The sequence below is a fragment of the Actinacidiphila sp. bgisy145 genome (assembly GCF_057708125.1).
In genome coordinates, this window is sequence record NZ_JBYIRL010000002.1 from 384105 (window position 1) to 397264 (window position 13160).

General features: G+C 71.5%; 15 protein-coding genes and 1 pseudogene. 6 read left to right on the forward strand and 10 right to left on the reverse strand.

The features are described from left to right. Positions 1-74: 74 nt before the first annotated feature. Both AC3ERT_RS03475 and AC3ERT_RS03480 read left to right on the forward strand, forming a co-directional pair. Positions 75-608, forward strand: coding sequence for a DUF6879 family protein (locus AC3ERT_RS03475; protein ID WP_435172557.1), 534 nt, complete (start codon positions 75-77; stop codon positions 606-608). Between the two features lie 15 nt (positions 609-623). Next, positions 624-794 (forward strand): annotated as a pseudogene (locus tag AC3ERT_RS03480) (ATP-grasp ribosomal peptide maturase); the annotation flags it as partial. Positions 795-814: 20 nt separating this feature from the next. Here the strand turns inward: AC3ERT_RS03480 and AC3ERT_RS03485 are convergent. Together AC3ERT_RS03485 and AC3ERT_RS03490 are read right to left on the reverse strand one after the other, a co-directional pair. Beyond that, complete coding sequence (locus tag AC3ERT_RS03485; RefSeq protein ID WP_435172558.1) at positions 815-1315, reverse strand: SMI1/KNR4 family protein; 501 nt, start codon at positions 1313-1315, stop codon at positions 815-817. A gap of 99 nt (positions 1316-1414) precedes the next feature. After that, positions 1415-2092, reverse strand: coding sequence for a 2-phosphosulfolactate phosphatase (locus AC3ERT_RS03490; protein ID WP_435172559.1), 678 nt, complete (start codon positions 2090-2092; stop codon positions 1415-1417). A gap of 133 nt (positions 2093-2225) precedes the next feature. Here AC3ERT_RS03490 and AC3ERT_RS03495 point away from each other — a divergent pair, with 133 nt between their 5' ends. Both AC3ERT_RS03495 and AC3ERT_RS03500 read left to right on the forward strand, forming a co-directional pair. Then, on the forward strand, positions 2226-3470 hold the full coding sequence (locus AC3ERT_RS03495) for a hypothetical protein (RefSeq protein ID WP_435172560.1): 1245 nt from the start codon (positions 2226-2228) through the stop codon (positions 3468-3470). Further along, positions 3470-4276 carry a DUF6585 family protein gene (locus tag AC3ERT_RS03500; protein WP_435172561.1) on the forward strand — a complete coding sequence of 269 codons (807 nt, stop codon included), beginning with the start codon at positions 3470-3472 and terminating at the stop codon, positions 4274-4276. The genes AC3ERT_RS03495 and AC3ERT_RS03500 overlap by 1 nt, the downstream gene beginning before the upstream one ends. Here the strand turns inward: AC3ERT_RS03500 and AC3ERT_RS03505 are convergent. Continuing rightward, entirely contained in the window at positions 4273-4650 is a 378-nt protein-coding gene (locus AC3ERT_RS03505; RefSeq protein WP_435172563.1) for a MerR family transcriptional regulator, read from the reverse strand. The genes AC3ERT_RS03500 and AC3ERT_RS03505 overlap by 4 nt on opposite strands. 77 nt (positions 4651-4727) lie before the next feature. Between AC3ERT_RS03505 and AC3ERT_RS03510 the strand changes: the two genes are divergently transcribed. Further along, entirely contained in the window at positions 4728-6014 is a 1287-nt protein-coding gene (locus AC3ERT_RS03510) for an MFS transporter (protein ID WP_435172564.1), read from the forward strand. Between the two features lie 32 nt (positions 6015-6046). Here the strand turns inward: AC3ERT_RS03510 and AC3ERT_RS03515 are convergent, their stop codons facing one another. Together AC3ERT_RS03515 and AC3ERT_RS03520 are read right to left on the reverse strand one after the other, a co-directional pair. Then, positions 6047-6619 (reverse strand): TetR/AcrR family transcriptional regulator, encoded by a 573-nt coding sequence (locus AC3ERT_RS03515; RefSeq protein ID WP_435133652.1) that lies wholly within the window; start codon positions 6617-6619, stop codon positions 6047-6049. Positions 6620-6738: 119 nt separating this feature from the next. Next, positions 6739-7068: a hypothetical protein gene (locus AC3ERT_RS03520; RefSeq protein ID WP_435172566.1), complete on the reverse strand. Its 330-nt coding sequence runs from the start codon at positions 7066-7068 to the stop codon at positions 6739-6741. Positions 7069-7078: 10 nt separating this feature from the next. On the opposite strand from AC3ERT_RS03520, the gene AC3ERT_RS03525 reads away from it, so the two are divergent. After that, complete coding sequence (locus AC3ERT_RS03525; protein WP_335972009.1) at positions 7079-7696, forward strand: LAETG motif-containing sortase-dependent surface protein; 618 nt, start codon at positions 7079-7081, stop codon at positions 7694-7696. Between the two features lie 104 nt (positions 7697-7800). Here the strand turns inward: AC3ERT_RS03525 and AC3ERT_RS03530 are convergent, their stop codons facing one another. From AC3ERT_RS03530 to AC3ERT_RS03550, 5 genes are all read right to left on the reverse strand, one after another. Further along, the gene (locus AC3ERT_RS03530; protein ID WP_435172568.1) at positions 7801-8268 is read right to left on the reverse strand and encodes a hypothetical protein; all 468 of its coding nucleotides are present in this window, start codon (positions 8266-8268) and stop codon (positions 7801-7803) included. Between the two features lie 109 nt (positions 8269-8377). Continuing rightward, on the reverse strand, positions 8378-8869 hold the full coding sequence (locus AC3ERT_RS03535) for a hypothetical protein (protein ID WP_435172569.1): 492 nt from the start codon (positions 8867-8869) through the stop codon (positions 8378-8380). A 21-nt stretch (positions 8870-8890) separates the two neighbouring features. After that, complete coding sequence (locus AC3ERT_RS03540) at positions 8891-10495, reverse strand: alpha/beta hydrolase (RefSeq protein ID WP_435172571.1); 1605 nt, start codon at positions 10493-10495, stop codon at positions 8891-8893. A gap of 35 nt (positions 10496-10530) precedes the next feature. After that, complete coding sequence (locus tag AC3ERT_RS03545) at positions 10531-10842, reverse strand: hypothetical protein (protein ID WP_435172573.1); 312 nt, start codon at positions 10840-10842, stop codon at positions 10531-10533. Between the two features lie 104 nt (positions 10843-10946). Next, on the reverse strand, positions 10947-13076 hold the full coding sequence (locus AC3ERT_RS03550) for an ATP-binding SpoIIE family protein phosphatase (protein ID WP_435172574.1): 2130 nt from the start codon (positions 13074-13076) through the stop codon (positions 10947-10949). Between the last annotated feature and the right edge of the window lie 84 nt (positions 13077-13160).

Below are 13160 nucleotides of genomic sequence, written 5' to 3' on the forward strand. Positions count from 1 at the left end.
TGGGGAAACGGCCGGATCAACGCGGCCGTCACCGGGCACCGTACGGACGGTGCACTCGATCAGAGAGGCATGCGATGTCTTCGACAGTCCCGACGTTCGATGAGTTGATTGGCGGCTGCACCCGCTCGGCCGTGCATTTGGAGATGCGTGACCAGTACGCGGTGGGCGACGAGGCCGCCGACTTCGAGCGCTGGCGGGCCACCGGCGAACGTGACGTTGACCCGGCTTCCGAGTACTGGGCGCCGTGGGTGGATCTGATCGGGCGGGCACGCGCCCGCGGCGTCACCGTGCGCCGGGCCCGCATCGTGTCCGAGCCCGTGACCGAGTACATCCGGTACGAGCACGCGGGCACGCCTGTGAACGTGGCCGCGGGCGAGTTGGTGCGGTGGCTTCCCCGGCACCATGTCGCGGACCTGCTGGTGCCCGGCGCCGATCTGTGGATCTTCGACGGCGAGACCGTGTTGTTCAACCACTTCACCGGCGACGGGAACTGGGCCACGCCCGACATGGAGCTGACGTCCGACCCTGCCGTGGTCCGGCAGTCCGCCGATGCCTTCGAACGCGTCTGGCAGCGCGCAGTCCCGCACGACCAGTACACGATTCGCTGACCCGAGAGCCATCACTTCGGCCTGGTCTCCGGCTCCTTCGACCTCGCCCTCGACGCGAACGGCGACGCCCACTGGCTGGAGCTGAACCCCAACGGCCAGTGGGGCTGGCTCGCCACGGCAACCGGTCTCCCGATGGCCGCGGCCTTCGCCGCACTCCTCGCCTCCGGCTCCACCCCGCGGAGATAGCGGTGTGCGGGATCGTCCGGTCAGCCCGGTAGTCCGACCTTGCGGCGCAGCGCCACCGCCTGCGGGAGGTGGGCCGCCAGGTCCCGCAACCAGCCCGTGAAGGTCGTCCCGCTGTCGTGCGTGCCGTCCCGCCCGTTGTACACGAGGAAGTGGGGGTCCGGTGCCGCCAGGTCCTCGGGGCGGAAGCAGAAGAACTCGTAGCCCTGGTGGGTCTGGAAGACGTACGCCCGTTCGTACGGTGTGAAGTCCCGCCACTCGCCCTGGCCTTCGTCGGCCACGATCTCCCGCGCGGTGTCCTTGATGTCCAGCAACCAGTCGTAGTGCCACTCGCCGGTGTGGGTCAGCCAGTACGGGTACCTCCCGCCGTAGCGCAGGAACTCCCGGTACGCATCGGGGATGCGCGTCACCCCTTGCGCTTCCATGAGCACGGCGACCTCCTCCTCACTGCACCCGAGCACCTCCTCCCGCGCCGCCAGCCCCTCCCGGACCAGCGGTTCGACCAACTCCGCCATGAACCCCATGGCGTCCCCCTTTCGCGTTGCGTTGTCGCGCCGTCGTCCGCGAGGCGGCGTCGGGCGCAGCACCGTCGAGGATGGCAGAACGGTTCCCGGCCCCGGGGCTCAGGAGGGGCCCGGGCGGAGAGTGAGGAGAGGGGGCTCGGAGGTGGCCAGGAGGGGAAAGGGGAAGCGGTCGAGGTCGAGGCAGAGGGCGAGGTCGTCTGGGTGGGAACCTGCGCGGAGTCCCTGTGCGAGTTCGGTGGCAGCGCGGGAGGTGGCGGCGCGGTGGAGGAAGGGCGCCGGGTCAGTGGGGCCGTCGCCGGTGGCGCGCCGGGCGATGTACTGGGCGCAGGCCAAGTCCTCCTCGGCGCGCCCCTGTTCACCGGTGATCACGTAGGTGACGTCGGTGCAGCCGCGGGAGCGCAGAAGCCGGGCCGTCGCGTCGGCCACGACGAAGCTCGCGCAGAGGACGAGGGGCGCTTCCTTGACGGCGAGGGCGCCGACCGTGCCGGCGGTGGTCTTCTGGACGACTGTCCGCCCGGTGAGGTCGGCGGAGCGGAGGAGAGCGGGTGAGTTGACGGCGTCGAACCCGGGGGCTGGCGGGCCGTCCTTGAGCGCGATCCAGTCCGGGTGGCCTGACGTGAGGGCCAGGGCTTCGTCCAACGACTCTGCGAGGACGATCTTCTCGGCACCGCGGGCGAAGGCCCACGCGGCCACGGTGAAGGCGCGCGTGACATCGACCACGACCGCCACGGCCGGGATGTCCGTCAGCTCGTCGATGCCGAGGAAGCGGCTTTCCATGGCGCCCATGGTCGCGCACCGCGCCGCCGCCCGGCACCCGTCGGCCGCACTCCGGCACCGGCCGGCTGCCCACGGGCACCCCGCCGGTTCCGGGAGCCTGGTGTTGTGGCGTGGAGAGGCGGAAGGTGGGGGGATGGCTGCGGTGGGAGACGGACAGCGGGCGATGCGGGGGCTGCTGCGGACGTACTTCGTGCGGACGCTGCGGGTGCTGCCCGCGGGCGTCGGGTTGGCTTTCTGGCAACCGGAGTTGCCGCGGGCGCGGTTGCACGGGGGAGTGGTGCTGCCGTGGGAGGAGACGGAGGAGGGGGTGGAGTGGGAGTACTTCACCGTCGCGTACTGGGTGACGGGCACGGCGCCGGAGCAGGTCGCGGGGTGCATGGACGCGGTGCTGCGGGCATGGGACGCGTTCGGGTGGCAGACGCGGGCGGACCGGAGCAGCTCGCGGACGCGGGGAATCGACGCTCGCACGCGCGACGGGTACGAGCTGCACCTCCAGCGGAGCGCCAGCGGCTACCTGAGCCTGTCCGGTACGACGCCGCGGTTCCCGGCGGGTTCGCCCGCGGGGAAGCCGCTGCCGGAGGTGATCGAGCATCCGGCGACGGCGCAGGAGTTGCGGGGCGCGTGGGAGCAACTGATCGGCGACGGGATCGCGTTGCGGGCGGAGATCCTCGCACTGGCGGCGGCCCTCACCCCTGGACAGCGGCCCGACGTGGTGCTGCGTGACCCGTCCGTCGTCGACTGGCACGACCCGCTGAAGTACCGGTACAGCACCGCGGAACGCGTCGTCGTGCAGGGCGGGCTGGACGTGGCGGACGTCCTGGACCGGGCCGCCGCGTGGCTGGCGGGGCGGGGCTGGGCGACGGAGCGCGGCACGGAAGCGCTGCCGGTCCGGGGCGCGGACGCGGCACTCGTCTCCCATGTGGCGGGCACCCGTGGCGGCTCCGAGATCAGGGTCCGCGTGGAGGAAGGCCACTCCGGTGTGCTGTACCTCGGCCGGACCGCGGCGCGCCCCCTGTACGTGCCCGTGGCGTTCGTACCGCCGCCACCGGAGCGGACCGCGGAGACCGTCTCCCGCGGATACGTGCTGTGCCACGAGTGCGCCGGCCGGGGCTGGTGCCCGCTGTGCGAGGGGCGCGGCTGGATCATCGGCGAGCGGGGCCGCGGGACCTGCCCGGAGTGCGACCGCCGGCGCGACTGCCCGATCTGTTCGGGGCGCGGGCAGCTCGTGGCCGCGGAACTCGACACGTGGGAACGCCGGCTCTACCCGGAGCTGGGTGAACACCCCGTGGCGAAGGTGTGCGGACGGGAACCCCCGGTTGAGACGGGTGCGTCGCAGCAGGCGACACCGGGTGTGGGGGGACACGAGGGAGACAAGTGATGGCCGATCCGGCAACGATCGCCGCGCACAAGCAACTTGGCGTGCTGCGTACCACGTACCGGCCGTACCGGCGGCCCTCGTGGTCGGAGCGGAGCACCTCCGACAAGGCCACGACGCTCGCGCTCGCGGCGCTGCCCGTCGGGTTCGTGCTGCTCGTCCTGGTGGCGCTGGTGGTCTCGGTACCGGCCGTCGGCGGTGTCCTGCTCGTCGTCGTGGTGGTGATCGTGCTGCTTGGCGCATCCCGGCGGCGCAGGGTGGCCCAGCGGATGCAGGGGCGCGAACTGCACTTCTACGAGCACGGGTTGGTGAACGTCGGGGTCGGCAACGAGCCCCCCGCGGCGATCCGCTGGGACGAGGCTTCCGTCCTCCAGGACATCGTCCGCCACACCCGCAACGGCTCGACCAGCCACACGACGTACCTCTACACGCTCTCCGCGCCGGACGGCACGCACACCAAGATCTCCGGCATCGTCGGCGGCATCGGGGGGATGGAGCGCCCGCAGGAGTGGGGGCAGGCCCTCCAGAAGCAGGTCACCGCAGCCCAACTTCCCCGCTACACCCGTGCGTTGGAGCGCGGCGAGGCGCTGACCTTCGGGGACATCACGGTGAGCTGGGACGGCATCACGTCCCACCGCAACGCGGTCGGCTGGGCCCAACTCCAGGAGATCCGGGTCAAGGACGGATACGTGTCCCTGCGGGTGGCCGGCAAGTGGCGGTCGCTGAGCACCACGGCCGTCGCCGCCATCCCCAACTGCTTCGTCTTCCTCGCCCTCGCCGAGCGCATGCGCGCCGCCGCCCGTTCCTAGGACGGGCCCGGCGCGGGCGGAGGGAGCACGGCGGTCAGGTACGCCGTGATCGCGTCGCGGTTGCGCGTGAGGATCGCGATGCGCGCGGTCATACGGTCGCGCTCGGTCTCGAGCGTGGCCACGATCTCGGGTGTCGCGTCGGGGATGTGGATGACGCAGGGCTCGTTGAGACACGGCAGCAACTGCTTGATGATGCGGGTGGGCAGCCCGGCGTCGAGCAGCCCGCGGATGTGGAGGACCGTGTCCACGAGGGCCTCCGGGTAGTCGCGGTAGCCGTTGGCGCAGCGCGGCACCCGGATCAGGCCCTGCTCCTCGTAGTAGCGCAGCAGGCGGCGCGAGGTGTCGGTGCGGGCGGAGAGTTCGCCGATACGCATGTGGGGCGCCTCACAAGGACCGGTCGGGCAGGCCGAGTTGACCTTCACACTGATGTGAGGGTTTGAGCATAACCGGCATGACGACGACGCGAACGCGCATCGGCACCTCCCCGCCGCCCACCCTCCCGCTGCCCGCACTGCTCTCGCTCGCCACGGCGGTCTTCATCACCTGCCTCACCGAGGTGCTGCCCGCCGGGCTGCTGCCGGCGATGGCGCGGGACCTCGGGGTCGGTGAGTCCGCGGCCGGCCAGTCGGTGACGGTCTACGCGGTCGGTACGGCCGTCACCGCGATCCCGCTCACCGCGGCGACCTCGGGGTGGCCGCGCAAACGGCTGCTGCTCGTGTCGATGGCCGGGTTCTGCGCCGCGAACACGGTGACCGCGCTGTCCGGGAGCTACCCGCTGACGATGGCGGCGCGGTTCGTCGCCGGGGTCGCGGCCGGGCTGGCGTGGGCGCTGCTCGCCGGGTACGCGCGGAGGCTGGCCCCGGCCGGGCTGGAGGGGCGGGCGATCGCCGTCGCCATGGCCGGGATTCCGGTGGCGCTGTCGGTCGGGGTGCCGGCGGCGACGTATCTGGGCAAGGCGGCGGACTGGCGGACGGCGTTCCTGGTGATGTCGGGGATCACGGTGCTGCTGCTCGGGTGGATCACGGCGGTGGTGCCGGAACGCCCTGGCGATTCACGTCAGTTGGGCGGGCCGGCCGCCCGGGAGGAGGGTGCGGGCGCCTTCCCGCTTCCGGCGGACCGCTCCCCGCTGCCCACGGACCCCACCCCGCTTCCCACGGCACCCCACCCCCTGCTCGGCGCCGCCCGCGTCCCGGGCGTTGCCCCCGTCCTCCTCGTCACCGCCGCCTTCGTCCTCGCGCACACCCTCCTCTACACGTACGTCGCCGCCTTCCTCGACGATGTCGGGCTCGGCGGCCGTACCGACCTGGTGCTCCTCGTCTTCGGGGCGGCGTCCCTGCTCAGCGTGTGGGCGGTCGGCGCGCGCATCCACCGCGCGCTGCGCGCCCTCACCCTCGGCGGGGTGCTGCTCGTGGGGACGGCCGCGGCGGTCCTGGGCGCCGGCGCGCACGTACCCGCCCTCGTCTACGGCGCCGCCGCCCTATGGGGGCTCGGCTGGGGCGGAGCGCCCTCGCTGCTCCAGACCGCCGTGGGCGAGGCGGGCGGCGAACAGGCCGACGCCGCGCAGGTGCTCCTGGTCACCCTGTGGAACGTGGCGACCGCCGCCGGCGGCATCCTCGGCGGCCTCCTCCTCGACCTCCTCGGCACCCGCGCCCTGCCCTGGACCGTCCTGGTGCTGCTCGTCCCCGCCTTCGCCACGGCCGCCGCCGCCCGCAACCACGGCTTTCCGCAACGGCGTTGACCGGGCCGGCGCCCGCGGTCACCGGCCCCGCGTCATGCCTCCGGCGTCAGGGCCCGGAACGCCGTCAGCGACTCATCGATGACGTCGGACAGCTCGCGCGGCGCGTCGGCCTCGTCCACCCAGCGCTCGAAGGACACCCGGAAGACGCCGACGCCCGCCTCCGCGCTGAGGCTCGCGGTGGGCTCGGGCACCCCGCGCTCCCGGAGGGTGCCGGCGAGGGCCGCGGAGAGCGTGGCCAGCTTGACCAGTTCGCGTTCGCGCAGGTCGCCGTGAGCGGAGACGATCGCGTGGCGGCGCCGGGCGTGGGCGTGCGCACCGCGGAACATCTCGTGGGCCGCCGCTTGGATGCCGGCCACGACCGCGTCGAACGGCGCGGTGCCCTCGGGGGTGGCGGTGAGCGCGTCGACGACGGTGTTCTGGAGGATCGGCGAGCCGGCGAAGAGGACCTCGCGCTTGTCGGCGTAGTGCCGGAAGAAGGTCCGCTCGGTGAGGCCCGCGCGCTTGGCGATCTCCGCCACGGTGGTCTGCTCGTAGCCGCGCTCGTCGAACAGCTCCATCGCCGCCTTCCCGAGGCGACCGCGCGCGTCCGGCTCCCACCTGCTCATACTCCGATCGTACGCGGAAGCGGGGGAGCCGCGCCGGGAAGGGCGAACCCGGGTTGAACGGCCGGCGAACAGTCCGCGCGCGGCACAACGGTCCGCCGGGCCCCGGTGTCCCACAGGTGTCAGTCAAGCCAGCGCCATTCCGCGAGGACCCTGCTCATGAAGATTCGCCGTACCCTGTCGGCCGCCGCGGCCACCGCGATCGTCCCGGCCGTGCTGCTGGGCGCCGCCACCGCGGCGCACGCCGACGCCGCGAACCCGGCGGCCACCTCCACCTCCACCTCCACGTCCACGACCGCGCCGACCTCGACGGACGCTCCGACGTCCACCTCGTCGTCCGCCCCGACCACGACCACCTCGCCCACCTCCACGGCGACCGCGTCCGCCACGCCCTCCGCCACCAGCTCGCTGAAGTCGTGCAGCAGCGGACCCTCGTCCGAGATCGCGTTCACCTTGAAGGGCGTGCCGTCCCGCATCGTGGCGGGCGACGGCTGGCACACCTTCACGCTGACCGCGACCGGCAAGAGCGACCGGGCGCTCGGCGCGATCGACGCGGCGGTCACCGCCGACAACGGCGAGGACAGCTACAACGCCGACCTGTACAAGACCTCCTACCTGGAGTTCTGGGACCCGTCCGCCGCGAAGTGGCTAAGCCTGAAGGACGAGGGCAAGGACGACATCCGCGAGACCGGCCTCGTCTACGGCTCCACCACCCTGAAGACCGCGCACGCCTCGTCCACCATGAAGTTCCGGATACGGCTCACCGCCGACTCCACCCCCGGGGACGCCTGGGTCGACGGCGGCGGCAGCTTCGTGGACACCGCGAAGAACTGCACCCGGGGCAGCACCACCGACAGCACCTTCGTCGTGGTGGCGGCCGGTACGAAGAGCGGCTCCGGCGGTACGGCCGCCTCCTCGTCGGCGGGCTCCTCCACGACCCCGGACGGCGGCACCCTCGCGGAGACGGGTTCCTCGTCCGCGACCCCGGTGATCGCGGGGGTCGGCGGCGCCGCGGTGCTCGCCGGCGCGGCCGCGGTCGGCGTCGCACGGCGCCGCAGGAAGGGCTCCGCGGCCGCCTGAGGCCGAAGCCGTACGCGTGCCCGCCCGGGCGGAGGAAGGGCCCGGGCGGGCGGGAACGGGTGGGACCGGGCGCTACCGGGCGGCGCCGGGCGGCCGCGGAGCGCCTACTCGGCCTTGTCGGTCTTCTTCGCCGCCGCCTTCTTCGCGGTACCCCTCTTCTTGGCGGCGGCGGCCTTCTGCGCCGGTACGGCCTTGGCATCGGCGGCCCCCGCCGCCCCCGCCGCCCCCGCCGCCGTGTGCGCCTTCGCCGGGACCTTCGCGGTCACCTGCGTACGGGTCCACATCGCGATCAGCACCGACGCGAGGCTCATCACGGTCGACTGCTGGTCCGCGCTCCAGTGCAGCCCGAAACCGATCGCCAGCGACATACCCGCCTGGACGAGTCCGAGTATCGCCGCGTTGACACCGTCGTGGACGGTCAGCGCGACCAGCAGCCCCACGACCGCGGCCGCGAACGCGTTCACCACCGCCTGCTGCTTGTCGCTGAGATCCAGCCCGAACGCCGTGCTGAGCTTGACGATCACCGCCACGAGCGACAGCCACAGCGCGGGCTCTCTCCCGAGGATCTTCATCTACTGCTCCGTTCAAAGGAGTTGGAGACACCCACCCGACCACACAAACCCCGGGCCGCATCCCCTACCCCCACCCGCCCCACCCGAAGCACACCCAACGGCTGGGCCCTCAGGTGGTTTGCGGGCTGTGGCTGGTTGATACGCAGTCGGTGTCGGCCTGAATGACGATGGTGGAGTCGTCCTTCACTCCAAGAGCCACGGTCCAGTTGGAGTTGGGCAGCGTTGCGCCGGCGCGCCCCTCCTCCGGAGGGTCCACGGTGTAGCCCAGCTTCTTGAAGTGCGCTTTGGCTGCCGCCAAGGCGGCTTCGGTCCTGGACTGGGGCACACCCACATTCAGCGTGTAGACGTACTCGTACCGGTGTTGGCCAGGCGTCTCCTCAGGACACGACAACCACGCGTTGCGGGCGACCGAGGTAGAGGCGACATCTGCCGCCCCGCGCACCGCGTCGAGCGTCTGCTGCGCGAGGGACCGCGCCTTCTTCTCCACCGCGTCGGGCGATTCCCTGCCGTGGCTCACGCTGCCTCCGCATCCCGCCGCCGCCATGGCCAGGACGGCGATGACGGCAGCGGCGCTCTTCCTCGTTCGTTCGGTCGCCCTCATGGTTCCCATCACTGCAACACGTCACTTAAAGAAGTCGGTGACTGTGTGAACGGCGTTCTCTCCGCTGTCCTTGAGGTCGCTGCCCACATCCTTGATCTCGTGGCCCGCACTGTCCAGGTCCCCGGTCAGGAGATCCGTTCCGCTGCCGATCAGGTCGTTCTCCGCTTCTCCGAAGGAGTGCAGGGCGTCGCCCGTGTCCTCGATCGGGGCGCCCCAGTACCCGCCCACGTGATGGCCGAGGTTCTGGAGGATCGAGCCGTACGCGTCCGGTATGCCGGTCACCGGGTTCGTCAGGTCCGCGACGTTCGGAAGGACACTGGTCTTGTCCTCTTGGGGCATCGTCGTCACCTTGTCGGTCCGGCCGATCACGATGTTCGTCATGTTGTCCAAGGAAGGACCGGCGTTCCAGTACTGGCTGTGGGCGTTCTGCACGTCGGTGCCGTCACCGGAGTCGAACGTGCGGCCGCCGAACGCCGAGGATGTCGGATCGTTGCCGAAGCGGTCGGTGTGGTTGTCGAACCACTTCTCCGGGTTCAGGGAAGCGGACAGCTCCGGAATCGGGTCGAACTTGGCTTTGCTGGCCCACACATGGCTCGGGTCAAGGCCCAACTGGGCCGCCTTGTCGACGGTCACGCCCGGGGAGCCGACAAAAATGACGTCATCCGCCTTCATATGGTCATGTGCGAACGCGTCGCCTACAAGAGTGGTTCCGTAGCTGTGGCCGATCATCGTGACGTGGCTCGCACCGGTGTGGTTCGTGGCGAGCGAGTTGACGAACGCGGCCAGCTTCGGCGCGCCTGCGTCGGCGAAACTTTGGGATGCTGGACCAGGTAGGGACCAGCCGGGTGCGTCATAGCCGAGCCAGAAGATCGACGCGGTGGAGTTTGATTTGTCGCCCTTTGCGGATTTGTAGAGGGTCAACGCCCGGTTCAGGCCCGACGAGCCACCGCCGTCCAGCGTTGTACCGGTTCCGGGGACGTACACCGCGGTGTTCTGAGCCTTGTCGGGGTTGCCGAAAGACACCGCGACGTGGCCGTTGCCGGTGTTGTCGTAGCCCAGCAGGAACATGGGCGGTTTGGTGACGTCCGACAGGTAGGTCCACAGGTCCTTCAGCCGCTGCGGACAGTCCGGCTTCTGTACTTCGGCCTTGAGCCTCAGGCGGTTCAACTTGTCGGACACATCGGCGGGCAGACCCTGGAAGGCCGTGATGTCGTCCGGTGCCGCGTCGGAGTACGCCTTGAGGAAGCTGGGGTCGTCCAAGTGCTTGCGCAGGTCGTTCTTCACCAGGTTGATCGACGCCTTGTCCTTCGCCGCGACGGCTTGCTGGTACAGGGCGTAGTCGGCTGCCCCGACGGAGAACGGCTCGGGGATGTCGACTGTCGTCGCGTTGGGATGGGCCTTGCTCGCTGCGACCGCGAGTGCGTGGCGCCTGCGGAGGTCGGGCAACTGATCCTGGGTCCATGCCGCGATCGCACTCAACTTGTGCAGAGCTGAGGTGTCCAGGCCGTACTTTCCGAACTCGGATAGAAGCGACCTGCACGACCCGGCCAGGGTGCTCGCGCCGCTGTCCATCTTCTTGATCGTCGTGTTCAGCGCGACCGGGTCTATCGCCGAGATCTTCCCCATACCGCTGGTCCCCCCCCGGGGCTCGATCGGCCGGGCTACCAGCCGTGTTGGTGGTCCTGCTGCATCTGCCGAGCCTGGTTCTCGGAGACCTGGAGCGGCTCTGCCTTGAGCGCCTCTTCCACGGTGGTGCGCAGCCCGTCGGTGAGTGTGTGAATCCTGCGATTGCGGCCGGTGAGCTCGGACTTGAACGTGTCCGCAGCCGACGTCCCTATCCAGACCTTGTCGCTGCCCACATCCGATGCCGGTTTGTCGAGGGCTGAACGCATCGCCTGAAGCGTCGTGTCCATATTGGTCAGCAGAGTCTGAAGCCAAGCGCGCCGCGGATTGTCAACCATCTGTTCGGGCAACGTATCCCCCCTCCCCTGGGTAGTCGTACGCTCACGCTAATCGTATGAGACTGCTGAGTGCAACGGTGGTCTTCGGGCGCGAGGGGTGAGGCGCGGCCGCGCCGTCAGGGGCGGGATTCGAAGAGGTCGAACCAGATGGACTTGCCGTCGCCGCGGGGTTCGACGCCCCAGGCGTCGGCGAGTTCCTCGATGAGGAAGAGGCCGCGGCCGGAGGACGCGAGTTCGCCGGGGGAGCGGGGGTGGGGCATGTCGTCGGAGCGGTCGGCGACCTCGACGCGGAGGCGGCGGGTGCCGGGCATGCCGATGACCTCGGCGGCGAGCACCGCGTCGTCGTCGGTGTGGACCAGGACGTTGGTGACCAGCTCGGAGACGAGCAGCACCGCGGACTCGAACTGGTCGGGCGAGGCCCAGTCGTGGAGGAGCGAGCGGATGTCCTCGCGCGCGGCGCGGATCTGCCCGGGGTCGGACTGCGCGACGGTCAGCACGGTGCGCCGTATCGGCACCGCGCACGTCGGCCCGTCGGGGTCGCGGCGCAGCAGCAGGAGGGCGATGTCGTCCTCGCGGCGGTCGGCGAGCGGCCCGGTGGTGTGGTGGGAGGCGGGGCCGTGCACGGCCCGCACCAGGGAGTCGGCGAGCTGCTCCAGATTCTCGGCCGGCCCGGCCTCGAAGACCTCGCGCAGCCGCAGCCACCCGGTGTCCAGGTCGTGTCCGCCGGTCTCGATCAGCCCGTCGGTGCACAGCAGCAGCACCTCGCCCGGGGCCAGCACGAGCCGGCTGGTCGGGTAGTCCGTGTCGGGCTCGACGCCCAGCGGCAGGCCCCCCGCCACGTTGCGCACCATCGTGGTGCCGTCGCCGAGCCGGATCGCGGGCTCGGGGTGCCCGGCGCGGGCCATCTCCACGCTGCCGTCGGCCGGGTCGACCTCCAGGTACAGGCAGGTCGCGAACCGTACGTCCGCGGTGCCGCCGGGCCGCTCCGGGGTGGCGTCGGCGGACAGCCCGGCCAGGAACCGGGAGGTCCGGGAGAGCACGGCGTCCGGGCTGTGGCCCTCCGCGGCGTAGGCGCGCAGCGCGATCCGCAGCTGGCCCATGATCCCCGCGGCCTGTACGTCGTGCCCCTGCACGTCCCCGATGACCAGGGCGGTCCGGCCGGACGGCAGGCCGATCACGTCGTACCAGTCGCCGCCGACCTGGAGGCCCCCGCCGGTCGGGACGTACCGCGCGGCGAGGGCCATCCCGTCGATCTCGGGCTCGCGGGCGGGCAGCATGCTGCGCTGGAGCCCGTCGGACAGTGCCCGCTCGGACTCGTGCAGGCTCGCGCGGGACAGCGCCTGCGCGAGCATCCGGGCCACGGTGGTCAGCACCGACCGCTCGTCGGGGGTGAAGTCCACCCGGTCACGGAACGCGGCCATCCAGGCACCGATGGTGGACCCGGCCACGGTCAGCGGCAGGTACGCCCACGACGAGCGGCCGTACGGCCGGACGAGCGGCCAGGTCGACGGATAGCGCTCCTGGTACGACTCGGGGCTGGGCAGGTAGACCGCCTTGCCGGTGCGCACCGCGGTGACGGCGGGATACTCCGTGGTCAGCGGCATGTCCAGGACCGACGGGTCGATGATCTCCTGCCCGTGGTGGCCGATGAGGGCGAGCCGGTCGCCGGTGATCCCGAAGACGGCCAGGCCGTCGGGGGAGAACCCGGGCATGGACAAGGTGGCCGCGACCCGCAGCACCTCGGCGGTGGAGTCGGCCTCGGCGAGCGCCCGCCCGGCGTCCAGCAGGAACGCCTCGCGGGCCCGCCGCCAGCCGCCGCGCCCCTCCCGGGTGGCGGCGAGCGCGGCCGGCCCCAGCCGGGGGTCCGGCCCGTCGAGCGGCACGTCGTACGGCGCTTCGTATCCCCCGACGGGCTCACGGATCTCGTGCAGGCTGCCGCTGAGCAACGGGCCCTGCGGCCGCAGCCGGGCCCGCACGGTGCGCTCCACCCGGCCGCCCTCCTTGACCACGCGCAGCAGCGCCTCCGCCACGGTGCCCTCGGCGGCGGCCAGCGAGACCGCACCGGCCAGCGCGACGTAGTCCGCCGGGTGCAGCCGGGCCCGCACCTCCGACGACCGGTGGGTGGCGGCTCCGCCGGACAGTCCGAGCAGGCGGGCCGCACGGCCGTCGACCGCGACGGTGCCGGTCGATTCGTCCCACTGCCACAGCCCGTAGCCCGCGGCGGCGAGGACGTCCTCTGTGCGCATTTTCCCAGTTTATGGTGATCCGGAGATTATGGGCGAATAGATACCTGTGGATAGCGGGGGCAGGGGCGCCGGTAGGCTGAGCCC

Coding starts and splice junctions, on each gene's coding strand:
- AC3ERT_RS03475 (WP_435172557.1), top strand. CDS start 75: ATGTCTTCGACAGTCCCGACGTTCGATGAGTTGATTGGCGGCTGCACC.
- AC3ERT_RS03485 (WP_435172558.1), bottom strand. CDS start 1,315: ATGGGGTTCATGGCGGAGTTGGTCGAACCGCTGGTCCGGGAGGGGCTG.
- AC3ERT_RS03490 (WP_435172559.1), bottom strand. CDS start 2,092: ATGGAAAGCCGCTTCCTCGGCATCGACGAGCTGACGGACATCCCGGCC.
- AC3ERT_RS03495 (WP_435172560.1), top strand. CDS start 2,226: ATGGCTGCGGTGGGAGACGGACAGCGGGCGATGCGGGGGCTGCTGCGG.
- AC3ERT_RS03500 (WP_435172561.1), top strand. CDS start 3,470: ATGGCCGATCCGGCAACGATCGCCGCGCACAAGCAACTTGGCGTGCTG.
- AC3ERT_RS03505 (WP_435172563.1), bottom strand. CDS start 4,650: ATGCGTATCGGCGAACTCTCCGCCCGCACCGACACCTCGCGCCGCCTG.
- AC3ERT_RS03510 (WP_435172564.1), top strand. CDS start 4,728: ATGACGACGACGCGAACGCGCATCGGCACCTCCCCGCCGCCCACCCTC.
- AC3ERT_RS03515 (WP_435133652.1), bottom strand. CDS start 6,619: ATGAGCAGGTGGGAGCCGGACGCGCGCGGTCGCCTCGGGAAGGCGGCG.
- AC3ERT_RS03530 (WP_435172568.1), bottom strand. CDS start 8,268: ATGAAGATCCTCGGGAGAGAGCCCGCGCTGTGGCTGTCGCTCGTGGCG.
- AC3ERT_RS03535 (WP_435172569.1), bottom strand. CDS start 8,869: ATGAGGGCGACCGAACGAACGAGGAAGAGCGCCGCTGCCGTCATCGCC.
- AC3ERT_RS03540 (WP_435172571.1), bottom strand. CDS start 10,495: ATGGGGAAGATCTCGGCGATAGACCCGGTCGCGCTGAACACGACGATC.
- AC3ERT_RS03550 (WP_435172574.1), bottom strand. CDS start 13,076: ATGCGCACAGAGGACGTCCTCGCCGCCGCGGGCTACGGGCTGTGGCAG.